Annotated in this window: 23 protein-coding genes and 1 pseudogene; 20 read left to right on the forward strand and 4 right to left on the reverse strand. The window is 74.2% G+C overall.

Annotated features, from left to right (window positions below):
- Positions 1–241: 241 nt before the first annotated feature.
- Positions 242–793, forward strand: a complete 552-nt coding sequence (locus OU787_RS32960) for a helix-turn-helix domain-containing protein (protein WP_268661965.1) — start codon at positions 242–244, stop codon at positions 791–793.
- Between the two features lie 173 nt (positions 794–966).
- Entirely contained in the window at positions 967–1,434 is a 468-nt protein-coding gene (locus OU787_RS32965; protein WP_268661601.1) for a PPOX class F420-dependent oxidoreductase, read from the forward strand.
- Positions 1,435–1,493: 59 nt separating this feature from the next.
- Here OU787_RS32965 and ligD read toward each other — a convergent pair whose 3' ends face one another.
- Positions 1,494–2,510, reverse strand: coding sequence for a non-homologous end-joining DNA ligase (ligD, locus tag OU787_RS32970; protein WP_268661602.1), 1,017 nt, complete (start codon positions 2,508–2,510; stop codon positions 1,494–1,496).
- 181 nt (positions 2,511–2,691) lie between these two features.
- Between ligD and OU787_RS32975 the strand changes: the two genes are divergently transcribed.
- Entirely contained in the window at positions 2,692–3,756 is a 1,065-nt protein-coding gene (locus OU787_RS32975; protein ID WP_268661603.1) for an ATP-dependent DNA ligase, read from the forward strand.
- Here OU787_RS32975 and OU787_RS34695 read toward each other — a convergent pair.
- Together OU787_RS34695 and OU787_RS34700 are read right to left on the reverse strand one after the other, a co-directional pair.
- A complete protein-coding gene (locus OU787_RS34695; protein ID WP_327059446.1) occupies positions 3,729–4,406 on the reverse strand; it encodes a TetR/AcrR family transcriptional regulator in 678 nt (225 codons plus the stop codon). The genes OU787_RS32975 and OU787_RS34695 overlap by 28 nt on opposite strands.
- Before the next feature lie 190 nt (positions 4,407–4,596).
- Positions 4,597–4,773 (reverse strand): annotated as a pseudogene (locus OU787_RS34700) (GntR family transcriptional regulator); the annotation flags it as partial.
- A 131-nt stretch (positions 4,774–4,904) separates the two neighbouring features.
- Here OU787_RS34700 and OU787_RS32985 point away from each other — a divergent pair.
- The 3 genes from OU787_RS32985 (at position 4,905) to OU787_RS32995 (ending at position 9,259) form a co-directional block, all read left to right on the forward strand.
- Positions 4,905–6,122, forward strand: a complete 1,218-nt coding sequence (locus OU787_RS32985) for an FAD-dependent monooxygenase (protein ID WP_268661604.1) — start codon at positions 4,905–4,907, stop codon at positions 6,120–6,122.
- Between the two features lie 140 nt (positions 6,123–6,262).
- Complete coding sequence (locus OU787_RS32990; protein ID WP_268661605.1) at positions 6,263–7,612, forward strand: hypothetical protein; 1,350 nt, start codon at positions 6,263–6,265, stop codon at positions 7,610–7,612.
- Between the two features lie 108 nt (positions 7,613–7,720).
- Positions 7,721–9,259 (forward strand): serine hydrolase domain-containing protein, encoded by a 1,539-nt coding sequence (locus tag OU787_RS32995; protein ID WP_268661606.1) that lies wholly within the window; start codon positions 7,721–7,723, stop codon positions 9,257–9,259.
- Positions 9,260–9,367: 108 nt separating this feature from the next.
- Here OU787_RS32995 and OU787_RS33000 read toward each other — a convergent pair whose 3' ends face one another.
- Complete coding sequence (locus tag OU787_RS33000) at positions 9,368–11,326, reverse strand: fibronectin type III domain-containing protein (RefSeq protein WP_268661607.1); 1,959 nt, start codon at positions 11,324–11,326, stop codon at positions 9,368–9,370.
- Positions 11,327–11,807: 481 nt separating this feature from the next.
- Here OU787_RS33000 and tdh point away from each other — a divergent pair, with 481 nt between their 5' ends.
- The 14 genes from tdh (at position 11,808) to OU787_RS33070 (ending at position 24,536) form a co-directional block, all read left to right on the forward strand.
- The gene (gene tdh / locus OU787_RS33005; protein WP_030463678.1) at positions 11,808–12,839 is read left to right on the forward strand and encodes an L-threonine 3-dehydrogenase; all 1,032 of its coding nucleotides are present in this window, start codon (positions 11,808–11,810) and stop codon (positions 12,837–12,839) included.
- A 91-nt stretch (positions 12,840–12,930) separates the two neighbouring features.
- Positions 12,931–14,130 carry a glycine C-acetyltransferase gene (locus OU787_RS33010; RefSeq protein WP_030463677.1) on the forward strand — a complete coding sequence of 400 codons (1,200 nt, stop codon included), beginning with the start codon at positions 12,931–12,933 and terminating at the stop codon, positions 14,128–14,130.
- Between the two features lie 262 nt (positions 14,131–14,392).
- Positions 14,393–15,313 (forward strand): LysR family transcriptional regulator, encoded by a 921-nt coding sequence (locus tag OU787_RS33015; protein ID WP_030463676.1) that lies wholly within the window; start codon positions 14,393–14,395, stop codon positions 15,311–15,313.
- A gap of 124 nt (positions 15,314–15,437) precedes the next feature.
- Positions 15,438–15,569, forward strand: a complete 132-nt coding sequence (locus OU787_RS33020; protein ID WP_255358162.1) for a hypothetical protein — start codon at positions 15,438–15,440, stop codon at positions 15,567–15,569.
- Positions 15,566–15,964, forward strand: a complete 399-nt coding sequence (locus OU787_RS33025) for a type II toxin-antitoxin system death-on-curing family toxin (protein ID WP_063759741.1) — start codon at positions 15,566–15,568, stop codon at positions 15,962–15,964. Before OU787_RS33020 ends, OU787_RS33025 begins: the two co-directional genes overlap by 4 nt.
- A gap of 358 nt (positions 15,965–16,322) precedes the next feature.
- The gene (locus tag OU787_RS33030) at positions 16,323–17,294 is read left to right on the forward strand and encodes an urea transporter (protein ID WP_051817892.1); all 972 of its coding nucleotides are present in this window, start codon (positions 16,323–16,325) and stop codon (positions 17,292–17,294) included.
- 155 nt (positions 17,295–17,449) lie between these two features.
- Positions 17,450–17,755 (forward strand): urease subunit gamma, encoded by a 306-nt coding sequence (locus OU787_RS33035; RefSeq protein ID WP_030463673.1) that lies wholly within the window; start codon positions 17,450–17,452, stop codon positions 17,753–17,755.
- Between the two features lie 3 nt (positions 17,756–17,758).
- Positions 17,759–18,616 carry a cobalamin biosynthesis protein CbiX gene (locus tag OU787_RS33040; protein ID WP_268661608.1) on the forward strand — a complete coding sequence of 286 codons (858 nt, stop codon included), beginning with the start codon at positions 17,759–17,761 and terminating at the stop codon, positions 18,614–18,616.
- Positions 18,617–18,671: 55 nt separating this feature from the next.
- On the forward strand, positions 18,672–19,097 hold the full coding sequence (locus OU787_RS33045; protein WP_268661609.1) for an urease subunit beta: 426 nt from the start codon (positions 18,672–18,674) through the stop codon (positions 19,095–19,097).
- A complete protein-coding gene (gene ureC / locus OU787_RS33050) occupies positions 19,097–20,821 on the forward strand; it encodes an urease subunit alpha (RefSeq protein ID WP_268661610.1) in 1,725 nt (574 codons plus the stop codon). The genes OU787_RS33045 and ureC overlap by 1 nt, the downstream gene beginning before the upstream one ends.
- Before the next feature lie 44 nt (positions 20,822–20,865).
- Positions 20,866–21,603, forward strand: coding sequence for an urease accessory protein UreF (locus tag OU787_RS33055; protein WP_442788605.1), 738 nt, complete (start codon positions 20,866–20,868; stop codon positions 21,601–21,603).
- 22 nt (positions 21,604–21,625) lie between these two features.
- Complete coding sequence (gene ureG / locus OU787_RS33060; RefSeq protein WP_268661611.1) at positions 21,626–22,282, forward strand: urease accessory protein UreG; 657 nt, start codon at positions 21,626–21,628, stop codon at positions 22,280–22,282.
- A 95-nt stretch (positions 22,283–22,377) separates the two neighbouring features.
- A complete protein-coding gene (locus OU787_RS33065) occupies positions 22,378–23,337 on the forward strand; it encodes an urease accessory protein UreD (protein ID WP_442788661.1) in 960 nt (319 codons plus the stop codon).
- A 149-nt stretch (positions 23,338–23,486) separates the two neighbouring features.
- A complete protein-coding gene (locus OU787_RS33070; protein WP_268661613.1) occupies positions 23,487–24,536 on the forward strand; it encodes a phosphatidylinositol-specific phospholipase C in 1,050 nt (349 codons plus the stop codon).
- Positions 24,537–24,562: the final 26 nt, after the last annotated feature.

The following is a 24,562-nucleotide window of genomic DNA, read 5'->3' on the forward strand; positions in this document are numbered from 1 at the left end:
GACTACCCTTGCCGAACTGGCAACACCGCAGCTGGGAGGAGTGGCCGCAATGACCGGAACCACCGGACCGAACGGGCCCGCCGGACTCGACGGACCTGGCGGACCTGGCGGACCTGACGCGCCCGACGGACCCGACGGGCTCGGTGGATCGAACAATCCGGGCGGGACGGGCGCACCCGGCGGGCCGGGCCCCTCCGGCGGGCCGGACGGGCAGCAGGACGTGGACCGCCTGCTGGCCACCATGGGCCCGCGGCTGCGGGCCGCCCGCGCCCGGGACGGCCGCAGCCTCGGCGAGGTCTGCCGGGCCACCGGCCTCGCCCCCAGCACGCTCTCCCGGATGGAGAACGGCCGCCGCAAACCCACCCTCGAAGCCCTGCTGCTGCTCGCCCGGGAGTACCGCGTCCCGCTCGACGAACTCGCCGGCACCGCCCCCGCCCGCCCCGCCCCGCCCCGCCGCACCGACCCGGGCACCGCGAAGACGGTGCTCCCGCTGACCCACTACGTCGGCGGCCTGCACGCCCACAAGCACGTCCTGCCCGCCGCCACCGCACCCCCGCCCCGGCCGCGCCCGGTCTCCCACCCCGGCCACGAGTGGCTCTGCGTGCTCTCCGGACGCCTCCGCCTCGCCCTCGGCGACCGCGAACTGCTGCTCACCGCGGGCGAGGCCACCGAGTTCGACACCCGCACCCCGCACGCCGTCGCCAACGCCGCTCCGGACCGCCCCGTCGAGTACCTGGTCCTGTTCGGCCCCCAGGGCGAACGCCTGCGCACCCGCCCCACCGGCCCCGGCTGACCACCCGCCGCCCGGCCTGACCCCGTTTCCCCGCCACCCCGCCGCGCCTGACGCCCCGCCGCGCCCGGCACCCCGCCGTGCCCGACGCCCCGCCGCCCCCGGACGACCCCGCTTCCCCGACACCCCGTCAGGGCCGCACCGGGCGAGCCGCACCACCGCCTAGGCTGGCAGCCATGAGCCCTTCGATCGCCACCAACACCCGGGTGGAGCTGGCCGCGCTGCTGGACTTCGTCCGCCCCCGCCACCGGGCGCTGCTGCTCACCCGCCGCGCCGACGGCAGCCCGCAGGCGTCCCCGCTGACCTGCGGGGTCGACGACGACGGCCGGATCGTCGTCTCCACCTACCCGGAACGGGCCAAGACCCGCAACGCCCGGCGCGACCCCGCGGTGAGCGTGGTGGTGCTCTCGGACGAGTGGAACGGCCCCTGGGTCCAGATCGACGGCGAGGCCGAGGTGCTGGACCTGCCGGAGGCGCTGGAACCGCTGGTCGAGTACTACCGGAACATCTCCGGCGAGCACCCGGACTGGGACGAGTACCGCGAGGCGATGCGCCGCCAGGGCAAGTCGCTGATCCGGATCACCCCGCGCCGCTGGGGCCCGATCGCCACCGGCGGCTTCCCGGCCCGCCTCGCCAGCGACTGACCGGCCGCCGCGGCGGCCCCGCCGCTCACTGCTCCGCGGCCCGCCCCCGGCCCCGCCGCTCACTGCTCCGAGGCCCGGCCCCGCCCCCGCGCCCGGCTCGGCTGCACCCGGTCCGGCTCGCCCGGCATCTTCGGGAAGTCCGGCGGGTAGGGCAGGTCGCCCGCCCCCTGGTGCGCGTACAGCTCCAACACCCGTTCCAGCGAGCCCCGTTGACCGTCCATCCCGGCGTGCACGTCGCCCAGTTCGGCGAACCGCGCCGGGACGGTGCGCAGCGTGAAGTCGGCGGGGGAGACCCGTTCCAGCTCCTCCCAGCGCAGCGGGGTGGAGGCGGTGGCCTGCGGGCGGGGGCGCAGCGAGTACGGGGAGGCGATGGTGCGGTCGCGGGCCATCTGGTTGTAGTCGACGAAGATCCGGGTGCCGCGCTCCTCCTTCCACCAGGCGGTGGTGACCTCGCCGCCCGAGCGGTGCTCCAGCTCGCGGCCGAGCGCGATCACGGCGTGCCGGCACTCGGTGAACGTCCAGCGCGGCTCGATCGGCACGTACACGTGCAGGCCCCGGCCGCCGGAGGTCTTCGGCCAGCCGGTCAGCCCGAACTCCTCCAGCAGCGGCCGCAGTTGAAGGGCGGCCCGGACGGCGTCGGAGAAGTCGGTGCCGGGCTGCGGGTCGAGGTCGACGCGCAGTTCGTCCGGGTGCTCGGTGTCCGCGCGGCGCACCGGCCAGGGGTGGAAGGTCAGGCAGCCGAGGTTCGCCGCCCACAGCACGGCGGCCTCCTCGGTCGGGCAGACCTCGTCGGCGCTGCGCCCGGACGGGAAGGCGATCCGGGCGGTCGGCAGCCAGTCGGGCAGGTTCTTCGGCGCGCGCTTCTGGTAGAAGAACTCGCCGCCCACCCCGTCCGGGAAGCGCTGCAACGTGGTCGGCCGCTCGCGCAGCCCGCGCAGCACCCCGGGCGCGACCGCCAGGTAGTACTCGGCGACGTCCCGCTTCGTGTACCCGGGCTCCGGGTAGTACACCTTGTCCGGGTTCGACAGCCGCACCGTCCGGCCGCCGACCTCCAGCTCCACCGCTGCTCCAGCCATGCCCCCACGCTAGGCACGCCACCGTGCCGCCGTGCCGCCCCCGCCCTCCGACACGCCGCGCGCCCCCGTACGGCCCGACCCCCGGACGGCCCGACCCCCGTCGACGTGCCGGAGCGGTCCGACACGCCCGGGCGGTCCGACACGCCGCCCGCCGCCGTCCCGCCGGGCCACCATCGGGGGCATGCAGCTACCCGTGATGCCGCCGGTGTCCCCGATGCTGGCCAAGCCCGTCGCCGCGATCCCGCCCGGCATGCAGTACGAGGCGAAGTGGGACGGCTTCCGGGCGATCGTGTTCCGCGACGGCGACGAGGTCGAACTCGGCTCGCGCACCGCCAAGCCGCTGACCAGGTACTTCCCCGAGGTGGTCGACGCGGTCCGGGAGCAGCTGCCCGGACGCTGCGTCGTCGACACCGAGATCGTCGTCGCGCACGACGGTCGGCTGCACTTCGAGGAGCTGCTGGAGCGCATCCACCCGGCCGCCTCCCGGGTCCGCACCCTGGCCGAGCGCACCCCCGCCACCCTCGTCGCCTTCGACCTGCTCGCCCTGGACGGGGACGACCTGACCGGCCGCCCGCTGGTCGAACGCCGGGCCGAACTCGCCCGGGTGCTGGCCGGTGCCGTCCCGCCGGTCCACCTCGCCCCCGCCACCACCGACCTGGACACCGCCCGGAACTGGTTCTCCCGCTTCGAGGGCGCGGGCCTGGACGGCGTGGTCGCCAAACCGCTGGACGCCCCGTACCGGCCGGGCGAGCGGACCCTCTTCAAGGTCAAGCACGCCCGCACCGCCGACTGCGTGGTGGCCGGCTACCGCGAGCACAAGTCCGGCCCGGTGGTCGGCTCGCTGCTGCTCGGCCTGTACGACACCGGCGGCCGCCTCCAGCACGTCGGCGTCAGCGCCTCCTTCCCGATGGCCCGCCGGGCCGAACTCGCCGCCGAACTCGCCCCGTTGCGCCTCGACCCGGCCGACCTCGGCGATCACCCCTGGGCGCGCTGGGAGGACGAGCAGGCCCAGGCGAGCGGCCGGCTGCCCGGCGCGGTCAGCCGCTGGACCGGCAGGAAGGACCTCTCCTGGGTGCCGCTGCGCCCCGAGCGGGTGGCCGAGGTCGGCTACGACCACCTGGAGGGCACCCGGTTCCGGCACACCACGCAGTTCAAGCGCTGGCGCCCCGACCGCACCCCGGAGAGCTGCACCTACGCGCAGCTGGAGGAGCCGGTCTCCTACGACCTGGGCGACCTGCTGTCCTGACCGTCCGGCGCCCGGCCGTCCGGCGTCCGGTCGTCCGGTGCCACCTGCCCGATCAGCACCGCCAGCCCGTCCAGCAGGCGCTGCAGGCCGAACTCGAAGAGCTGGTCGAGGTCGAAGTCGTAGCCCTCCCGGGTGAGCCGGACGAAGGTGGGGTAGGCGGCGACCAGCTCCATGAACATGCCCTCCTGCTGGTCCATCCAGGCTTCGGCGTCCTGCCCGGTGGCGGCCTCGGCGGCGGCCTCCATCTCCAGGTTGAGCGCGGTGCCCCGGACGTAGTTGAACAGCGTCAGGTAGGCGGTGAACACGCTCGACACGTCCAGGCCCTCGGCGACCAGCGCGGACAGCACCCACTCGCCGAACGGCAGCGCGTTGGCCACCGGCTGCGGCCGGGTCACCGACAGCGCGGAGGCCAGCCAGGGGTGGGCGCGGAAGGTCCGCCAGAGCAGGTGCGCGGCCAGCTCCAGGCGGGCCCGCCAGCCGAGCGCGGCGTCCGCGGCGGAGAACGACACCCCGGCGAAGACCCGGTCCATCATCAGGTGCACCAGGCCGTCCTTGTCCGGGACGTGCCGGTACAGCGACATGGTGGCCACGTCCAGCTCGGCCGCGACCCGGCGCATCGACAGCGCCTCCAGTCCCTCGCCGTCGGCCACCGCGACCGCCGCCGCGACGATCCGCTCCGCCGTCAGGACGCCCTCCGGCGCCGGGCGCCGGGGCGACTGCCGCCCGGGCGGGCGCTCCGCCGGGGCGGGGAGGGGAGGGGTCCGGGGCCGGGCTCCCGGCGACCACCGTGCCGACGCCCGGGACGGCCCGTACCAGGCCCCGGCCGCGCAGCTCCGCCAGCACCTTGGTGGCCGTCGCCATCGCCACGTTCCACCGCCGGGTGATCTCCCGGGTGGACGGCACCCGGTCGCCCGGGCGCAGCTCGCCGCGCTCGATCCGCTCCCGCAGTTCGCCCGCGATCTGCTCGTAGCGGTCCACCCGCCTCACCTCCGCACTAGTGCACCAGTGAGCGGCCATGCTAGCTGCCGGGGCCGTCCCGGCACCAGCTCCCGCCCCCTTCCCGCCGCACTAGTGCACTAGTGCGGCACTCCAGAATTCCATACTCACGGGCTTGCACAGTGCAGCGCGTACGCCGTACGTTCGATGTCATGAAGAACTCGACGACCAACCCCGACATCCTCGTCTCGGGCGGCGGCATCGCCGGCCCCGCCCTGGCGTACTGGCTACGCAGGGCGGGCTTCCGCCCCGTCGTGGTGGAACGCGCCCCCGCCCCCCGACCCGGCGGCCAGACCGTCGACCTGCGCGGCGCCGGCCGTACCGTCATCGCCCGGATGAGACTGCTCGACCGGGCCCGGGAACTCGCCGTCGACCAGCGCGGCATCGCCCTGGTCGACCGCCGCGGCCGGCACACCGCCCGGCTGCCCACCGAACTCTTCGGCGGCGAGGGCATCGTCTCCGACCTGGAGATCCTCCGCGGCGACCTCGCCGACCTGCTGTACGAGGCCGTCGCCGACGACGTCGAGTACCTCTTCGACGACACCGTCACCGCCCTGCACGAGGACCCCGACGGCGTCCACGTCACCTTCGAGAACGCCCCGCCCCGCCGCTTCGACCTGGTGGTCGGCGCCGACGGCCTGCACTCCGTCACCCGCCGCCTCGCCTTCGGCCCGGAGAGCGAGCACTTCGTCCCCCTCGGCGGCTACACCGCCTGGTTCACCACCCGCATCGACCTCGACCTCGACGGCTGGTTCCTGATGTACAACGCCCCCGGCGGCCTGGTGGCGATGGCCCGCCCCGGCCGCCTGCCCGGCGAGACCAAGGCCGGACTCAGCTTCCGCTCCGCCCCGCTCGCCCTCGACCGCCGCGACCGGGCCGCCCAACAGCGCCTGCTCACCGAGAAGTTCACCGGCGCCGGCTGGGAGACCGACCGCCTGCTCGCCGCGATGGCCGACTCCGACGACTTCTTCCTCGAACACCTCGGCCAGGTCCGCCTCGACCACTACACCCGCGGCCGGACCGCCCTGATCGGCGACGCCGCCTGCTGCCCCACCCCCCTCACCGGCCTCGGCACCAGCCTCGCCCTGGTCGGCGCGTACCTCCTGGCGGGCGAACTCGCCACCGCCCGAGGCGACTTCACCACGGCCTACCCCGCCTACCAGCACCGCCTGCGCCCCTACGCCGCCCAGGCCCAGCAACTCCCGCCCGGCGGCATGCGCGGCTACGCCCCCGCCACCGCCCCGATGATCGCCCTGCGTGCCGCCTCCATGCGCTGGATGACCCGCTGGCCGCTGCGCCGCCTGATGGAAGCCCAGGCCGCCAAGGCCGCTGACATCGAACTCCCCGACTACACGCACTCCTTCGCCTGAGCCCTCGGCGCCGGGTGTCGGGGGTCGGCGGTCGGGGGTCGGGCGTTGGCGCCGGGTATCGGGTATCGGGTGTCGGCGGTCGGCGGTCGGCGGTCGGCGGCCGGTGCCGGGTGTCGGAACCGGACGCCACAATGCCCGCCATGCGATGCGAAGTCTGCGGCCACGCCATGGCGAAGTGGGACGAGCCGCCCACCCGGTGGCGGCGCGAGACCTGGGAGTGCCCGTGGTGCCGGGCGACGGCCACCACCCACGGCCCGGAACTCCGGATCAGCCGCAGCCCGTACGCGCCGTGGGAGATGCGCTGGGAGCGGGCGGTCTCCGACCTGCTGCCGGAGCCGGGACGGCACGCCTACGCCCACCCGCGCCGCACCCTGTGCGGGATCGGACGGCCGGACCTGTCGGGTTCCCCGTTCGGCATGTGGGGCGGAAGCGACGAGGACTGCCCGGCCTGCACCGCCGAGGCGCTCGCCGTCGACGCCCGCTGGCCCGAGCACCTGCGCGAGGGCTTCGGCGACTTCCTCGCCCCCGAACCGGAGCCCGACCCGCGCGACGCCCCCGGCCGGGTCCCGCCGCCCGACGAACTCGGCCACCCGGCCACCGAACTCCCCCCGGCCCGCTGGAGCCCGCACACCCGCGTCCTCGCCGCACCGCCGCCCGACCCGTACCCGGCCGACCCGTACCCGGCCGACCCGTACCCGGCCGACCCGGACTCGCCCGCCCTGGACTCGCCCGACCCGGACCCCGGTCACCGTACGATCGGCGCCGGCCCGGCGGCCGTCCGCCTCCCCGCCCACTGGCTCGGTGCGACGATCGACCCGCACCGGCGGGACGCGCACCGGTGGACGGTGTTCCCCCGGCACCCCCTCGACACCCTGCCACCACTGGACGAGGCGTCCTTCACCGGCGACTACGCCTGGTTCGGGCAGACCGGCGGAGCGCTGGACCACCGCACCCCCGTGACCGACCGGATCGCGGCCGCCCTGGCGGCCGACGGGCTCGCCCTCCCCGCCGACTTCACGGCCCTGATCACCCGCTCCCGCCTGCACCGCTGCCTCGACCGGGCCGGCGGCTACTGGACCGACCCGGTGGGCCCGCTGCCCAGCCCGCTGCATCCGGACGACCGGCTGGTGCTGCTCCTGCGCGAAGCGCAGAACTGCCACCTCTGGTACCTCTACCTGCACCGCGACGGGAGCTCCGCCGTGGTCCACACCGACCGCGACCTGACCACCGAGCGGAGCGAACGGTACGGCCCCGACGGCGAGTTGGTCCCCCCATCGCCGGTCGAACTGTCCTGGTGCGCCCCGAGCACCGAGGTCTTCGCGTACCGCTTCCTGGCCCGGGCCGCCCTGCTGCACGCGATCGAGGACCGCGGCCGGGCCACCGACCTCGACCCCGAGCACCTCGCCTACCTCACCTCCCTCACCTCCCTCGCGCACCACGCCCGGCCGCGGCAGCCGCAGGACCGGGCCCCGACCCGTCCGTGCTCCTGACGGTGACGGGTCGGAAAACCCGTGGAGCCGGGGCCGCGCGGGCCGTAGCCTGCCGGGGCCGACGGTCCGGTTCCGGGCCGGATCCGCCTCGTTCGACCGGGAGTTCGCATGGCCGCCCCGCACGTGCTGTCCGATCCGTCCGTCCGGGGGGCGCTGCTGCCGCGTTCGGCTCCGGCCGAGGTCGGGGTCTCGTCCCGGGCGGTGGCCGCCGTGCTGGACCGGCTCGAAGCACGGGGGGTGGAGTGCCACTCGCTGATGGTGGTGCGCCGGGGGCGGGTCGTCGCCGAAGGCTGGTGGGCGCCGTACACGGCCGAACGGCCGCACCTGCTCTACTCGTTGACGAAGTCGTTCACGGCGGTCGCGGTGGGGCTGGCGGTCGCCGACGGGCTGCTCGACCCGGCGGACCGGGTGGTGGACGTGCTGCCCGAGCACGTCCCGGCCGGGCTGGTGGGGCAGGGGCGCCGGATCACCGTCCACCACCTGCTGACGATGACCGCCGGGCACCCGGAGGACAGCCTCGCCGCGGCCTGGGAGCGGGAGCCGACGGATCTGGTGAAGGGCTTCCTGGGGCTGCCGTTCACCGCGCCGGAGGGGACGCGGCACGTCTACGACAACGCGGCGGCCTTCCTGCTGGCCCGGATGGTCGAACGGGTCACCGGCCGCAGCCTGCCGGAGTTCCTCGACGAGCGCCTGTTCCGGCCGATGGGCATCGAGCACGCCGAGTGGGACCGGGTCGCCAGCGGCGCCGCCTTCGGCTTCCACGGCCTGCACCTGACCACCGAGGCCGTCGCCGCCTTCGGCGAACTGCTGCTGCGCGGCGGCAGCCGGGCCGGGCGGCAGCTCGTCCCGCGCGAGTGGGTCGAGCGGGCCACCCGCCGGCACGTCGACTGCGTGCCGTTCATCGAGGGCGCCACGGACGCCGACTTCTCCTGCGGCTACGGCTACCAGTTCTGGATGTCCCGCCACGGCTACCACGGCCACGGCGCGTTCGGCCAGCAGTGCGTGGTGGTGCCCGGGCACGACCTGGTGGTCGCGGTGACCGCCCAGGGGGAGTCCCAGGAGGTGTTCGACGCCCTGTGGGAGTGCCTGCTGCCCGGCCTCGACCACCCGGACGGCCCCCGCGAGGACCGCGAGCTGGCCGACCGGCTGCGCGCGCTGTCGCTGCCCCTGCCGCCGGGCACCGCCGACCCGGGCCGGACGGCCCGCGCACTGCTCGACGCCTCCGCCCCCGACTCGGCGCTGCCCGACGGCACCCCCGTCCGCGTCGACCCCGCCGCCGACGGCACCGGCTGGCAGCTGCGCCTCGGCCCGCTCCCTGGCCCCGGCACCGGCATCGGCATCGGCACCGGCAGTGACACCGCTACCGGCACCGGCACCGGCACCGGTACGGGCATCAGCCTCGCGGTGGGCCACCGGGACCGCCGGGAGAGCGCCCCGCTCGGCCGCCCCGTCGTCGCGTCCGGCGCCTGGCAGGGCGACACCTTCACCGCCGACCTCCACCTGGTCACCACCCCGCACCGGGTCCGGCTGTCCGTCGACGCCGCCGCGGGCACCGCGACGGCCGTGTGGAGCACCGTCCCGCTGACCGGCCCCCGGCTCGAACTGCACCTGCGCGCACCGCTGATGACCCGCCCCGACGTCTCGTAGCACGAACCCGCGAACCCGCGAACCCACGAACCCCGGCACGGGCACGGGCACGGGGACGGCCCCGGTCCCTGTGGGGTGGGACCGGGGCCGTCGGGGAGTGGTGGCGCGTCAGCCGGTGAAGCCGGCCGTGATGGAGGTGAACTGCCAGTCGGACTGGGCGATGCCGGAGCAGGTCTCCTGCAGGCCGCCGCCCGCGCAGCCGCGGTCCCGGTTGACCGACCAGAACGCCAGGCGGGCGATGTGGTTGGTGTTGGCCCAGTCGCGGATCGCGGTCCAGTTGGCGATCGAGGTGGTCTCGTTGTTGTCGCTGAGACCGTTCATGCCGGAGATGCCCAGGTGCGAGTACGCGGTGGCGTCGTCCCAGCCGTAGACCGACTTGAGCTTGTTCTTCAGGCCGGTCGCGGCGCTGACCGTGGCGGCGTACATGTCGGTCGACGCGTTGCCGAAGTCGAACGGCATGATGGTGAAGACGTCGATGTCCGCGCCGAGCGCCTTGGACTGCTCGATCAGCCGGTTGCCGGGGGCGGTCGGGCCGCTGATCGCGGTGCCGAAGGTGACGATCGTCTTGATGCCCGGGTTCTTCTGCTTGACGATCTTCAGCGCGTTCAGGATGCGGTCCTGGACGGTGTAGTTCTCGAACTCGTCGGTGTTCTCGATGTCGATGTCGATCGCCTTCAGGTTGTAGGCGTCGATCACCTTCTGGTAGGCGCCGGCCAGCGCGGTCGCGTCGGCGCAGTTCGGGCCGAGCTTGTTGCCCGACCAGCCGCCGAAGGACGGGACGACGTCGCCGCCCGCGGCGCGCACCGCGTTGATGGTCTGCTGGTCCACGCCGTTCAGCAGCGGGCGCTGGCTGTCCCAGGTCGGGTTGCAGCCGTTCTGCGCCAGCACGAAGGCCAGCGTGAACCACTTGATGCCGGTCGCGTTCATCACGGTGCTCGCGGCCGGCGGATTGCCCCAGCCGTTGTACAGGTACGGCGCGGCCTGCTTGAAGGTGCCGGGCGTGCCGCCGCCGTCCGAAGGCGTGGTCACCGCAAGGGAGTTGGAGGCGGCCGAGGTGTTGCCCGCCGCGTCCCGGGCCTTCACGGTGAAGGTGTACGCGGTCGAGGCGGTCAGGCCGGTGACGGTCGCCGTGGTGCCGGTGACGGTGGTGGCCAGCGCGCCGTTCTTGTACACGTCGTACGCGGTGACGCCGACGTTGTCGCTGGACGCGCCCCAGGAGAGCGAGACCTGGGTGGCCGCCGTGGCGGTCGCCGCCAGGTTGCCCGGCGCGGTCGGCGCCTGCTGGTCACCGCCCGAAGGCGTCGTCACCGCAAGGGAGTTGGAGGCGGCCGAGGCGTTGCCCGCCGCGTCGTGCGCCTTCACCGTGAAGGTGTAGGCGGTGCCCGCGCTCAGGCCGGTGACCGTCGCGGTGGTGCCGGTGACGGTGGTCGCCAGGGTGCCGTTCTTGTACACGTCGTAGCCGGTGACGCCGACGTTGTCGGTCGAGGCGCCCCAGGAGAGCGAGACCTGGGTGGCCGCGGTCGAGGTGGCCGTCAGGTTGCCCGGCGCGGTCGGGGCCTGGGTGTCCGGCGTGCCGCCGCCCGGGCCGTCCAGGCTGATGTCGTCCGCGTAGTACGTGCCCTGGCCGAACCAGCCGTTCAGGTACACCTCGGCGCTGGTCTGCGCGGCGCCGGTGGTGAAGCTCACCGTCAGCTGCTTCCAGTCGGCCGCGGCCGGCGTCCAGGTCGAGGTGCCGCCGGTGACGCCGAGGTACACGTAGTTGCCGCGCACCCAACTCGACAGCGAGTACGTGGTGTTGGGCTGCACCGCGACGGTCTGGGTGCACTTGGCGTTGTCCGAGGCGCTGACCGCGCCGGCCAGTGCCTTCGAGCCGCCGTGGACGGGGGTGGAGACCACCGAGCCGAGCCCGCCGGAGCAGGACCAGCCGCTCAGCGTGCCGGTCTCGAAGCCGGGGTTGGTCAGGATGTTGGCAGCGCTCGCGCTGCTCGGAACGGCCGCGACGGCGGCCGTGGCCAGCAGCAGCGCGGCCGCGCCGACCGCAGTGGCGCGGCGGTTGGGGGCGTGCACGGGTACCTCCAGTGGGGGATGGGGGCGGAGGTGCGTAGGGAGCGCGCACAACAAAATGGACTGGACCAATCCCGAATGTCAAGGCTAGGTCAAAACCCGGACACCCGATTGACCCCCCGTCAGCGCCCCTCCCGCGCCCCGGCCGTGCCCCTCCCGCGCCCCGGCCGTGCCCCTCCCGCACCCCCGCCGTGCCCCTCCCGCACCTCCGTCGTGCCGCTCCCCGCTGCTCCGTCCGGGTGTCTTGCGGCATGCCGCAACCGGACCCGAGCAGCAGCTCGGGCACGATCGTTCAGCCCAGCTGTGGCACCCGTTAAGAATTCCTCGATGGACCGCACCCACCGTGACCAGGCAGATTTCACTCTGCCCGGCCGGTGACCGCCGCACACCGGGCCGCCCCACCGGGCCTGCGCACCGCCGCACGCCCGCACCCGGGCCTGCCGACCCGCAGGCCCGCCCGAACCCCGCGTCAGGAGCGCTCGCCGTGAAGGCACTCGTCAAGCTGAACGCCGAACCCGGACTCTGGATGACCGACGTCCCGGAACCGGAGATCGGCCCCGGCGACGTCCTGATCAAGGTCCTGCGCACCGGCATCTGCGGCACCGACCTGCACATCCGCAAGTGGGACGGCTGGGCCCAGCAGACCATCAAGACCCCGATGACCATCGGCCACGAGTTCGTCGGCGAGGTCGCCGCGGTCGGCGCCGCCGTCACCGACATCACCGTCGGCGCCCTGGTCAGCGGCGAGGGCCACCTGGTCTGCGGCAAGTGCCGCAACTGCCTGGCCGGCCGCCGCCACCTGTGCCGCAACACCATCGGCCTGGGCGTCAACCGCGACGGCGCGTTCGCCGAGTACGTCGCGCTGCCCGCCTCCAACGTCTGGGTGCACCGCGTCCCCGTCGACCTCGACGTCGCCGCGATCTTCGACCCGTTCGGCAACGCCGTGCACACCGCGCTGTCCTTCCCGCTGGTCGGCGAGGACGTCCTGGTCACCGGCGCCGGCCCGATCGGCATCATGGCCGCCGCCGTCGCCAAGCACGCCGGCGCCCGCAACGTCATGATCACCGACGTCTCCCCGTACCGCCTCGACCTGGCCCGCAAGCTCGGCGTCACCCTCGCCCTGGACGTCTCGCAGCACACCATCGAGGACGGCCAGCACCAGCTCGGCCTGCGCGAGGGCTTCGACGTCGGCCTGGAGATGTCCGGCCGCCCCGAGGCCATGCAGTCGATGATCGCCAACATGACCCACGGCGGGAAGATCGCCATGCTCGGCCTGCCCGCCGAGGACTTCCCGGTCGACTGGGCCCACGTGGTCACCTCGATGCTCACCATCAAGGGCATCTACGGCCGCGAGATGTTCGAGACCTGGTACGCGATGTCCGTGCTGCTGGAGGGCGGACTCGACCTCACCCCGGTGATCACCGGCCGGCACGCCGCCCAGGACTTCGAGGCCGCCTTCGACGAGGCCGCCGGCGGCAACTGCGGCAAGGTCATCCTCGACTGGACGACGCTGTAACTCGCCCGGACGACACTGCAACTCGCCCGGACGACGCTGCACCTCGCCACCCGCGTACGCCCGCTGACCCCTCGTTAGGAGCGACACCCCCGTGTTCGAGAACGTCCGCGACGACCTCGCCGCCACCCTCGCCGAGATCCGCGAAGCCGGCCTGTTCAAGCCGGAACGCGTCATCGGCACCCCGCAGTCCGCCGAGATCACCGTCACCTCCGGCAACGGCGGCCAGGTGCTCAACTTCTGCGCCAACAACTACCTCGGCCTCGCCGACCACCCCGCCGTGGTCGCCGCCGCCAAGGACGCCCTCGACCGCTGGGGCTACGGCATGGCGTCGGTGCGCTTCATCTGCGGCACCCAGGACGTCCACAAGGAACTGGAGCAGCGCCTCTCCCAGTTCCTCGGCCAGGAGGACACCATCCTGTACTCCTCCTGCTTCGATGCCAACGGCGGCGTCTTCGAGACCCTGCTCGACGAGCGCGACGCCGTCATCTCCGACGCCCTCAACCACGCCTCCATCATCGACGGCATCCGCCTCTCCAAGGCTCGCCGCCACCGCTACGCCAACCGCGACCTCGCCGACCTGGAGAAGCAGCTCCAGGACACCCAGGACGCCCGCCGCCGCCTCATCGTCACCGACGGCGTCTTCTCGATGGACGGCTACATCGCCCCGCTCGCCGAGATCTGCGACCTCGCCGACCGCTACGACGCGATGGTCATGGTCGACGACTCGCACGCCGTCGGCTTCGTCGGCCCCACCGGCCGCGGCACCCCCGAACTGCACGGCGTGATGGACCGCGTCGACATCATCACCGGCACCCTCGGCAAGGCCCTCGGCGGCGCGTCCGGCGGCTACGTCGCCGCCCGCCGCGAGATCGTCGCCCTGCTGCGCCAGCGCTCCCGCCCCTACCTGTTCTCCAACTCGCTCGCCCCGGTGATCGCCGCCGCCTCGCTCACCGTCCTCGACCTGCTGGAGACCAGCGACGACCTGCGCGACCGGCTGCGGGCCAACACCGAGCTGTTCCGGACCAAGATGACCGAGGCCGGGTTCGAGATCCTGCCCGGCGAGCACGCCATCGCCCCCGTCATGGTCGGCGACGCCGCCCGGGCCGGCCGCCTCGCCGAACTCCTCCTCGAACGCGGCGTCTACGTGATCGGCTTCTCCTACCCCGTCGTCCCGCACGGCGCCGCCCGCATCCGGGTCCAGCTCTCCGCCGCCCACAGCACCGCGGACGTCGAACGCGCCGTGGCCGCCTTCATCGACGCCCGCGCCGCGCTGGACGCCCCCGGCGCCTGACCCCACCCCTCCCGACCAGGGCGCGGGCACCCTCAACCGCGTCCCACCGGGGCCCGTCCCCCAACCCCCCTTCCGGGGACGGCCCACCGGCGCGGGGAGTCACTCCCGGCTCCCCGCGCCACCCCTTCCCCGGCCCCGTACGGCCCTTCCCCGCGCTGCGCCGAGCCCCGCGCCGTCGCGCGCCGTGTCCGTCCGGGGCCCCGTGCCGTCCCGGGTCCGGCCCCCGTCCCGGACGGGTCCGCCGCGCTGGCAGAATTGACCCGTGATCGACGCACGACGGCTGCGGACCCTCCGGGCCGTGGCCGACCACCGGACCGTGACCGCCGCGGCGGCCGCGCTCTACCTCACCCCCTCCGCGGTCTCCCAGCAGCTCGCCGCGCTGGAGCAGGAGACCGGGCACACCCTGCTGGTCCGGGCCGGACGCGGGGTCCGGCTCACCGCTGCCGGGGAGATCCTGCTCACCCACGCCGACGCCGTCCTCGCCCAGCTCGAACGCGCCGAGGCCGACCTCGCCGCCTACAGCTCCGGCGCGGCCGGGGAGGTCACCGTCGCCGCCTTCGCCACCGGCATCGCCCTGGTCCTCGCCCCCGCCGTCGCCGCCCTCGCCGGCAGCGCCCCCGACCTGCGGGTCCGCGTCCTGGACGCGGAGGGCGACGCCAGCCTGCCGATGCTGCTCGACGGACGCGCCGACATCGCCGTCGCCGTCGAGTACCGCGGCGCCCCGCGCGCCGACGACCGCCGGCTGACCCGGCTGCCGCTGTACGCCGAACCCTTCGACGCCGTCCTCCCGCTGCACCACCCGCTCGCCGCCGGGACCGGCCCGGTCGCGGTCGCCGACCTGGCCGCCGAGCCCTGGATCGGCCCCTACCCGGGCAACCCCTGCCACGACGTGGTCCTGCTGGCCTGCGAGCACGCGGGCTTCCAGCCCCGGCTGGTCCACTCCTCCGACGACTTCCGGGCCGTCACCGCCCTGGCCTCGGCCGGCGCCGGGGTGGCCCTGGTCCCGCGCTCGGCCCTGCGCGGCACCGAGTCGGACGCGATCGCCGTCCGCCCCGTCGACAGCGCCCTCGCCACCCGCAGGGTCTTCGCCGCGACCCGGGCCGGCGCCGAACTCCACCCCCTGATCCGCCCCGTCCTCACCGCCCTCGCCACCGCCGCCGGACACCTCGACCACCCGGCCTGACCGCCGTCCCCCGCCGTCCCCCGCTGTCCGCCGCCCGCCGGTCGAATAACCGATCGACCGCGCCGCGCCCCGCCCGCTAGCTTCCACCCCGGGGGATCGAACCCGTCCGGGAGGAGGCACCGAGGTGGAGCAGCAGGAACAGGACCGGCAGGAGCAGGACCGGCAGTCCGAGCAGCACGCCGCGCGCCGCGCCGCGCTGGTGGCGCGGATCCGGGCGGCGAACGCCGAGACGCTGGAGAGGCTGGCCGAGCTGTGAGCGCCCGCCACGAGGCCGCCGCGCACCTGGACGAGGACGACATCGCGTACCTGCTGGGCCGCGTCGCGGTGGTGCGCGAGCGCTCGCTGCTGCGCTCCGCGCTCGGCCGTCCGCGGGCCTCGGCGTTCGGGGCGGACGCGTACCCGGACGCGTGGGCCAAGGCGGTCGCGCTCGGCGAGTCCCTCGCCCGCAACCACCCGATGACGGACCGGAACAAGCGCACCGCCTTCGAGTCGATGCTGCTGTTCCTCGACTACAACGGGCAGCCGTACGCCGACCCGCACCCGGACGACGCCGTGGCCTTCGTGCTGCGGCTGGCCCAGGGCGGCTACCACGGTCATTTCGACGCGGCGGTGGCCGATTTCCGCCGGATGCTCGGTGCGGACGCCGCCTGAGCGCGTTACCCGCATTCACGGTTCCGCCACAATGCGGGGGCGTTTCACCGATCATCCACCGCTTGACCGACCGAATTGTCCGCCTCGGACCGCTTTGCGTCGAACACGCGGCTGTCACCGAAACCGACGGGGCGTCACGAGCCGGTAAAAATTGGCAAAGGATGCCCTTCTCGGCGGTGCCGCTGAGCTGCTGATTCAACAGATTGTTGCAGCTCAGTGGCCGGGTGGTGACGCTCCGTGGATTTGGCGTGACTCCCCGTTCCTGATGGAATTCGCAATCCGCAGGAGTACGGTTCCGGAGGAATCGCCGGGGCCAACTTCCAGGCAGGCCGGCCGTACCGGAAATTGGTGCGCAGTCATGGGTCAGCAATGGGGCGGGGAGAAGGCCGCCGCGGCGATCCGGCCGGTATTCGGCCGGTTCCCGGCGGAAGTCCTGCGCGGGGTCGCGCAGGTCGATTTCATGCCGTCCGCGGTGTGCGGGCTGTTCTTCACGGCGGCCCTGTTCGCGGCCGGCCCGCAGTACGGCCTCTACGGGCTGCTCGGCAGCGCCGTCGCCACCGCGGTGGCGTACGGGCTGGGGCTGGACCGGACCGCGGTGGGGGCGGGGCTGCACGGCTACAACGGGTGCCTGGTGGCGCTGGCCTGCGCCGTGTTCCTGGGCGCGGGCCACCCGGCGACCCTCGCGGTCGCGGTGCTCGGCGCGGCGGTCGCGGTGGTACTCACCGCGGGCCTCGCCGCACTGCTCGCCAAGGCCGCGCTGCCCGTCCTGACCGCACCGTTCTGCCTGGTCGCCACCGCCCTCACGGCCGCCGCCCCGGGCTTCCGGCAGCTGTGGCACGGCGCCCCGGCGCCCGCCGCACTGCCCGCCCCCGCGACCGGCACCACCGCGCCGGGCTGGGGCGACCTCTGGCACGGGTTCTTCGCCAACATCGGCCAGGTCTTCTTCCTCCCGCAGTGGTACGCCGGCCTGCTGTTCCTGGCCGGACTGTTCGCCGCCGGCCGCCTCGCCGGCCTGGCGGCCTGCGCGGGCAGCGCCACCGCCCTGCTCACCGCCTGGGCGTTCGGCGCGCCCGGCGACCAGATCGGCCAGGGCCTGCTCGGCTACAGCGGCGTGCTGACGGCCCTCGCCCTGTACGGGGTGTTCCTGGCCCCGGGCGGGTGGAGCCTCGGGTACGCCCTGGCCGGCGCGGCCACCGCGACCCTGCTCACCCCGGCCCTCGGCGCGGTCACCGCCCCGTTCGGCGGCCACGCCCTCACCTGGCCGTTCGTCCTCACCACCCTGCTCTTCCTGGCCGCCGTCCCCGCCGTGCCCCGACTGCACCGGCGCTGACCGCCGACCGCCGACCGCCGACCGCTCCCCGCCCTACCACCCCGGAACCCCCGACACTTCGGACACTTCCCACCCCGCCGCCCGGCGGCACTCGGCGCTGCCCGAACGCCCGCCCGGCATTTCGACCGGATTCCCGGAAAGGACGCGTGGCTCCCGTGAATCTCTCCCCCCGCGAGATCGACAAGCTGTACATCTACGTCGTGGCCGACCTGGCCCGCAAACGCCGCGACCGCGGCGTCAAGCTGAACTACAGCGAAGCCTGCGCACTGATCAGCGAGGCCGTCATGGAGGGTGCCCGGGACGGCCGGACCGTCGCCGAGTGCATGGAGATCGGCAAGCAGGCGGTCCGCGGCGAGGACGTCATGCCGGGCGTGCGGGAGATGCTCCCGCTGCTCCAGGTCGAGGCCGCCTTCGTCGACGGGACCAAGCTGGTCTCCTGCCACGACCCGGTCGGCGCCTGACCCATGACGCGCCCTCAGCACGCCGTCGTGGTGCTGGCCGGCGGCCACGAAAGCGACGGCGGACGGGACCTCGCCCCCCTGGTCGCCGCCATCGCCGGGCCGACGGTGCACGCCGCCGCCGGGCCGACGGTGCACGCTGGCGCGAGGCCGACGGTGCACGCCGCCGCTCCGGCGGGCCGCCCGCTCGCCGAGGCGGTCCGCGCGGCCCTGGCCGCGCCCGGCGGCCACCCGGTGTGCGTCGTCCCGATGACCCTCGGCCGGGACCCGCGACTGGTCGCCGAGACCGCCCGGACCCTGCGCGGACTCACCGCCGAGCAGGGGCAGCGGCCCGGACGGCTCGCGCTGACCGCGCCGTTCGCCGCCGCCGAACACCTGGTCGGCTGGCTGCGCGCCGCCGCCCGCACCGCCCCCGCCACCCCGGACGGCGCGCTGCTGGTCACCGCCCCGGCGGCCGGCCCGTTCGAGGACGCCGAACTGTTCCGGATCGCCCGGCTGGCCCGGCAGTTCGGCCGCCACCGCTGGGTGGAGGTCGCGTTCGACGGCGGCGACCCCGACCCGGCCGAGGGCGCGGCCCGCTGCCGCCTGCTCGGCGCGCGCACCGTCACCGCCGTCCCGGCCGCGTTCGGACCGGCCCTGCGCACCCCCGTCCCCGGCGTCCTCGACGGCGGCCCGCTGCTGCGCCCGTCCGCCGTCGCCGGGGTGCTCGCGGCCCGGACGGCGGACGCCCTGTACCTGCTCGGCCACGGCGAGGACGGCACCGCCGCCGGCCTGGACGCCGAGCACGGCCACGGCTACGCGCACAGCCACGACCACGGCCACGCGCACAGCCACGGCCCGGGCGAACCGTCCCACACCCACTGACCCCCCCGACACCCCCGACACCCCCGCAGTGAACCGGCAGAGAGGAAGGGCAGCCATGTCTGGTGGCGCCACGTACCTGTACGGCGACGACCCGGTGGAGATCAACGCCGGCCGCGCCAAGGCCACCGTCACGGTCAGCAACACCGGTGACCGGGCGATCCAGGTCGGCTCGCACTACCACTTCTTCGAGGCCAACCGGGCCCTCGACTTCGACCGCGCGGCCGCCTTCGGCAAGCACCTCGACATCCCGGCCGGCACCGCCGTCCGGTTCGAGCCGGGCGACACCCGGGACGTCGTGCTGGCCGAGTTCGGCGGCCACCGCCGCCTGGTCGGCTTCGCCAACCTGGTGGACGGCGGCGCCACCGCCCCCGCCACCCGCGACCGCTCCCTGCGCCGGGCCGCCGAACAGGGCTTCAAGGGCTCCACCACCTCCGGCACCACCCCCGGCACCACCCCCGACCGCCAGGAAGGCGACCGCTGATGGCCATCCTCTCCCGCAAGCAGTACACCGACCTGTTCGGCCCGACCGTCGGCGACCGCTTCCACCTCGCCGACACCAATCTGGTCGTCGAGGTCGAACAGGACTTCAACCAGGGCCACTACGGCGACGAGGCCGTGTACGGCGGCGGCAAGGCGATCCGCGACGGCATGGCGCAGGACCCGGCGGCCACCTCCGTCCAGGGCGCGCTCGACCTGGTGATCACCAACGTGGTGGTGCTGGACGCGGTGCTCGGCGTGGTCAAGGGCGACATCGGCGTCAAGGACGGCTTCATCGTCGCCGTCGGCAAGGCCGGCAACCCGCACACCCAGGGCGGCGTGCACCCGCGGCTGGTGATCGGCCCCGGCACCGAGGTGATCTCCGGCGAGCACCTGATCGCCACCGCGGGCGGCATCGACACGCACATCCACTTCATCGCCCCCCAGCAGGTGCAGGAGGCGCTCAGCAACGGCATCACCACCCTGATCGGCGGCGGCACCGGCCCCTCCGACGGCACCAACGGCACCACCTGCACACCCGGCCCGTGGAACCTCCACCGGATGTACCAGGCCGTCGAGGACCTGCCGGTCAACGTCGGCCTGCTCGGCAAGGGCAACGGCGCGCTGCCCGGCGCGCTGCGCGAACAGGTCGAGGCGGGCGCCTGCGGCCTCAAGGTGCACGAGGACTGGGGGAGCACCCCGGCCGCGGTCGACAGCGCGCTGAGCGTCGCCGACGAGTACGACGTGCAGGTGGCGATCCACACCGACACGCTCAACGAGTCCGGCTACTTCGAGGACACCCTGTCCGCGATCGACGGCCGCACCATCCACACCTTCCACACCGAGGGCGCGGGCGGCGGCCACGCCCCCGACATCATGCGGATCGCCGGCGAGCCCAACGTGCTGCCCTCGTCCACCAACCCGACGCTGCCCTACACCGTCAACTCGGTGGACGAACTGCTCGACATGGTGATGGTCTGCCACCACCTCAGCCACAGCATCCCCGAGGACGTCTCGTTCGCCGATTCCCGGGTCCGGGCCGAGACCATCGCCGCCGAGACGGTGCTGCACGACGAGGGCGTGATCTCGATCTTCTCCTCCGACTCGCAGGCGATGGGCCGGATCGGCGAGTCCTTCACCCGCGCCTTCCAGACCGCCCACCACTGCAAGGACCAGCGCGGCAAACTGGCCGGCGACAGCGAACGGCACGACAACTTCCGGGTGCTGCGCTACCTGGCCAAGCTCACCATCAACCCGGCCGTCGCCTCCGGCACCGCCGACCACATCGGCTCGCTGGAGCCCGGCAAGCTCGCCGACATCGTGCTCTGGCCGATCAACTCCTTCGCCGCCAAACCCAAGATGGTGATCAAGGGCGGCATGATCAACTGGGCCCTGATGGGCGACCCCAACGCCTCCCTGCCCACCCCCCAACCCGTCTACTACCGGCCGATGTTCGGCCAGTACGGACGGGCCCGGCAGGCCACCCGGGTCTCCTTCATGTCGCAGGCCGCCGTCGACCTCGGCGTCCCCGCCGAACTCGGCTTGCGCAGCACCGTGCTGCCGGTGCGCCGCTGCCGCTCTGTCGGCAAGCAGCACATGGTCCGCAACGACGCGCTGCCGCGGATCGAGGTCGACCCGGAGACCTACAAGGTCACCCTGGACGGCGAGCCCGCCACCATCGAACCCGCCCGCGAACTGCCGCTCAACCACCTGTTCTACCTCGCGTGAACGCGAGCGCGAGCGCGAGCGCGAGCGCGAGCGTGGGCGCGAGCGTGGGTGAGACCGCTCCCACCGCCCCCGCCGCCACCCCAACCGCCACCGCCGCCGAGTTGGACGCCCTGCTGGTCTGCCTCCAGCTCACCGACTCCGCCTTCCCCAGCGGCTTCTACACCCTCTCGCACGGCCTGGAGGGCTACGCACAGGCCAAGGCCGTCACCCCCGACACCCTGCCCGACCTGCTCGCCGACCTGCTGCGGCACGGCGTCGGCCCGTCCGACGCCACCGCCCTCGTCCTGGCCCACCGGGCCGCCGCCGCGGGGGAGTGGGAGCTGCTGGCCGCCACCGACCGGCGGCTGCACGCCACCCGGCTGAACCGCGAACTACGGCTGGCCGCCACCCGGACCGGCCGCCAACTCCTGGACATCGCAAGGGAGTCGATCGGCGGCGAGGCGCTGGAGCGGTACGCCGTCCTGGTCGCCGCCAAGCGCGCCCCCGGCTGCCAGCCGGTGGCCGCCGGGGTCGCCCACGCGGCGGCCGGCGTCCCGGTCGAACGGGCCGTCACCAGCGACCTGTTCGCGTTCTGCACCAGCTTCGCCGGTGCCGCGCTGCGGCTGCGGCTGACCGACCACCGCAAGGCCCAGGTACTGCTGCGCGGCGCTGCCCCGGTGATCCGGGAGACCGTCGAGGCCGCCCTGGTACGGGAGTTGGCGGACCTCGGCGGCTGCGTGCCGGTCGCCGACGCGATGTCCGGACGGCACGAACGGGCCGAGGCCCGGCTGTTCATGAGCTGAAACCACCACGAAGGAGCAGAAGTTGAGCGAGAACGCGACCGAGAACGCGACCGAGAACGCGACCGACAACGTCCTGCGGGTCGGCATCGGGGGCCCGGTGGGCTCCGGCAAGACCGCGCTGATCGAGGCGCTGGTGCCGGTGCTGATCGCCCGCGGCCACCGTCCCGCCGTGATCACCAACGACATCTACACCCAGGAGGACGCCCAGCACGTGCGCCGCACCCTGGCCGGCGTGCTCGACCCGGAACGGGTGGTCGGCGTGGAGACCGGGGCCTGCCCGCACACCGCCGTCCGCGACGACCCGACGATGAACCTGGCCGCCGGCGCCGAACTCCTCGAACGCTTCCCCGACGTGGACACCCTGCTCTACGAGTCCGGCGGCGACAACCTCACCCTCACCTTCAGCCCGGTGCTGGTCGACCTCTTCCTGTTCGTCCTGGACACCGCCGAGGGCGAGAAGATGCCCCGCAAGCGCGGCCCCGGCATCACCGAGTCCGACCTGCTCGTCATCAACAAGATCGACATCGCCCAGTACGTCCGCGCCGACCTCGGCGTGATGGAGTCCGACGCCCACCGGGTGCGCGAGGGCGGCCCGGTCGCCCTCACCAACTGCCTGACGGGCGACGGCCTGGAGCAGATCGCCGCCTTCCTGGAGACCTTCCGCAAGGCCGCCGCGTGACGCCCACCCGGCCGCCCGCGGCCCCGTCCACAGTACCGCCCGCAGCACTGCACGACGCGCCACCCGCAGCACCGTCCGCAGTGCCACCCCCAGCACTGCCCGCAGTGCCACCCCCAGCACCGTCCCGGCTCGACCCCCGCCACTACGAGCCGGCCCGCGTCCCGCCCGAGGTCCGCCGCTACGCCGGGACGCCCGACACCCTCGCGGTCGGGCGCCCCGGCAAGGTCGGCCTGCTGGAACTGGCCTTCGAACAGGTCGGCGGCCGCACCGAACTCACCGGCCATTACCAGAAGTCGCCGCTGCAGATCATGCGCCCGCTGTACTTCGACCCGGTCCGGCCCGACCTCGCCGTCACCTTCCTGATGTCCACCGGCGGCGGCATCCTGCAGGCCGACCGGCTCCGCACCGACCTGCACTGCGGCGCCGACACGGCCGTCCACCTGACCACCCAGGCGGCCACCAAGGTCTACCGGATGGAACACGACTACGCGACGCAGCTGGTCAACCTGACGGCCGGCCCGCGCGCCTACGTCGAGTACCTGCCCGAGCCGGTCATCCCGTTCGTCGACTCCCGCCTCTACCAGCGCACCGTTCTCACCGTCGACCCGTCCGCCACCGTGCTGGCCGGCGAGACCGTCCTGGCCGGCCGGCTCGCCCGCGGCGAACGGCACGCCTACCAGGTCCTCGCCTCCGACCTGGAAGTGCGCCGCCCGGACGGCGAGTTGCTGGCCCTGGACACCGTCCGGCTGATCCCCACCGGCACCCCCGGCGGCGGCGTCACCGGACCGGCCGTCCTGGCCGGACACGACGTGATGTCCACCCTCCACGTCCTCAGCCCGCTCGCCCCCGCCGCCCGGATCGCCGACACCCTGCACCAGGCCCTCGCCCCCCACGACCTGCTGCACGGCGTCTCCACCCTCCCCGCCGACAGCGGAGCCTGGCTGCGCCTGCTCGGCCCCGACACCCGCACCTGCACCGCCGCCCTCCACGCCGCCTGGGACGCCGTCCGCCGTCTCCTGATCGACGCCCCGGCCCCGAACCTGCGCAAGGCGTAGCCCGGACCTACGCAAGGCGTAGCCCCCGGCCGTTCCCTCGGCACGGCGGCCGCCGTCCCGGGCCGGGGCGCATGCCCGTCCGGCAATCAGGGCATGAACCGGACAACATTCGGGCCGGGTCGCACCGGCCGGACCGGGGGAGCGCACCCATGACCGTGGCACGCCGCACACTGCTCACCGGAACCGCCGCCACCCTGGCCGGCGCACTCGGCGCCCTGGCCCTCCCGGCCACCGCCCGCGCCGCGACCGCGACCCGGACCGAGACCGCGACCCGGACCGAGACCCGGACCGCGGCCGCAGCCGCGCCCCGCGCCGTGCCCGGGATCGCGGCCGCGACCGTCACCGGCAGCACCCCCGGCGGGCAGCCCACCGCCGACTGGATGGGACGCCTCGACGCCGCCCGCCCGCTGCTCGGCCTGACCGTCCCGGGCACCCACGACTCCTGCTGCACCGACCCCGCCCACGGCACCGAGTGGTCGCACACCCAGAACTGGGGCGTCCCCGAGCAGCTCGCCCAGGGCGTCCGCTTCCTCGACATCCGCTGCAACGGCCTCCAGGGCACCGCCGACGAGCTCGGCGTCTACCACTCCGACGCCTACCAGTACGTCCGCCTCCAGGACGTCCTCGACCAGTGCCGGGCCTTCCTGACGGCCCACCGGGGCGAGACCGTCGTCATGCGGCTGCGCAACGAGAACGCGGGCGGCCAGGCGCTCGACCCCGCCGAGTTCCGCCGCCGGGTGAACCACTACCTCGACGACCTCGGCTACCGCCCGCTGTTCCACCTCTCCGGCTGGCCCACCCTCGGCACCGCCCGCGGCCGGATCGTCCTGGTCGCCGACTTCGCCAACGACTGGGGCGTGATCCAGTGGTCCAGCGGCAGCAACGCCTACTTCCGCACCCAGGACCTCTGGCAGACCGACCAGCTCTTCCCGCTCCGGGTCAAGGGCCGCGCGATCACCCAGCAGTTCGACACCGCCGCCGCCGACCCCGGCTCGCCCCAGATGTACGTCAACTTCCTCAGCTACGCGGGCGGTTACTGGCCCAAGAGCGCCGAACAGACCCTGATGGACCAGTCCGTGTACCCCTACCTCACCGCCCACGCCGGCCGACCCGCCCGCTACGGCATCGTCCCGATGGACTTCCCCGACTTCCACGTCAACGTCCTGCACCTGCTGATCGACCAGAACTTCACCGCCTGACCCCCCACCTCACCCCCGCCCGCCCC

The sequence above is a fragment of the Kitasatospora sp. YST-16 genome (genome assembly GCF_026802215.1).
GTDB lineage: Bacteria > Actinomycetota > Actinomycetes > Streptomycetales > Streptomycetaceae > Kitasatospora > Kitasatospora cineracea.

What these genes read in the sequence shown, in the direction of transcription:
- OU787_RS32960 (WP_268661965.1), top strand. Translation starts at nt 242, where the DNA reads ATGGGCCCGCGGCTGCGGGCCGCCCGCGCCCGGGACGGCCGCAGCCTC.
- OU787_RS32965 (WP_268661601.1), top strand. Translation starts at nt 967, where the DNA reads ATGAGCCCTTCGATCGCCACCAACACCCGGGTGGAGCTGGCCGCGCTG.
- ligD (WP_268661602.1), bottom strand. Translation starts at nt 2,510, where the DNA reads ATGGCTGGAGCAGCGGTGGAGCTGGAGGTCGGCGGCCGGACGGTGCGG.
- OU787_RS32975 (WP_268661603.1), top strand. Translation starts at nt 2,692, where the DNA reads ATGCAGCTACCCGTGATGCCGCCGGTGTCCCCGATGCTGGCCAAGCCC.
- OU787_RS32985 (WP_268661604.1), top strand. Translation starts at nt 4,905, where the DNA reads ATGAAGAACTCGACGACCAACCCCGACATCCTCGTCTCGGGCGGCGGC.
- OU787_RS32990 (WP_268661605.1), top strand. Translation starts at nt 6,263, where the DNA reads ATGCGATGCGAAGTCTGCGGCCACGCCATGGCGAAGTGGGACGAGCCG.
- OU787_RS32995 (WP_268661606.1), top strand. Translation starts at nt 7,721, where the DNA reads ATGGCCGCCCCGCACGTGCTGTCCGATCCGTCCGTCCGGGGGGCGCTG.
- OU787_RS33030 (WP_051817892.1), top strand. Translation starts at nt 16,323, where the DNA reads ATGGGTCAGCAATGGGGCGGGGAGAAGGCCGCCGCGGCGATCCGGCCG.
- OU787_RS33040 (WP_268661608.1), top strand. Translation starts at nt 17,759, where the DNA reads ATGACGCGCCCTCAGCACGCCGTCGTGGTGCTGGCCGGCGGCCACGAA.
- OU787_RS33045 (WP_268661609.1), top strand. Translation starts at nt 18,672, where the DNA reads ATGTCTGGTGGCGCCACGTACCTGTACGGCGACGACCCGGTGGAGATC.
- ureC (WP_268661610.1), top strand. Translation starts at nt 19,097, where the DNA reads ATGGCCATCCTCTCCCGCAAGCAGTACACCGACCTGTTCGGCCCGACC.
- OU787_RS33070 (WP_268661613.1), top strand. Translation starts at nt 23,487, where the DNA reads ATGACCGTGGCACGCCGCACACTGCTCACCGGAACCGCCGCCACCCTG.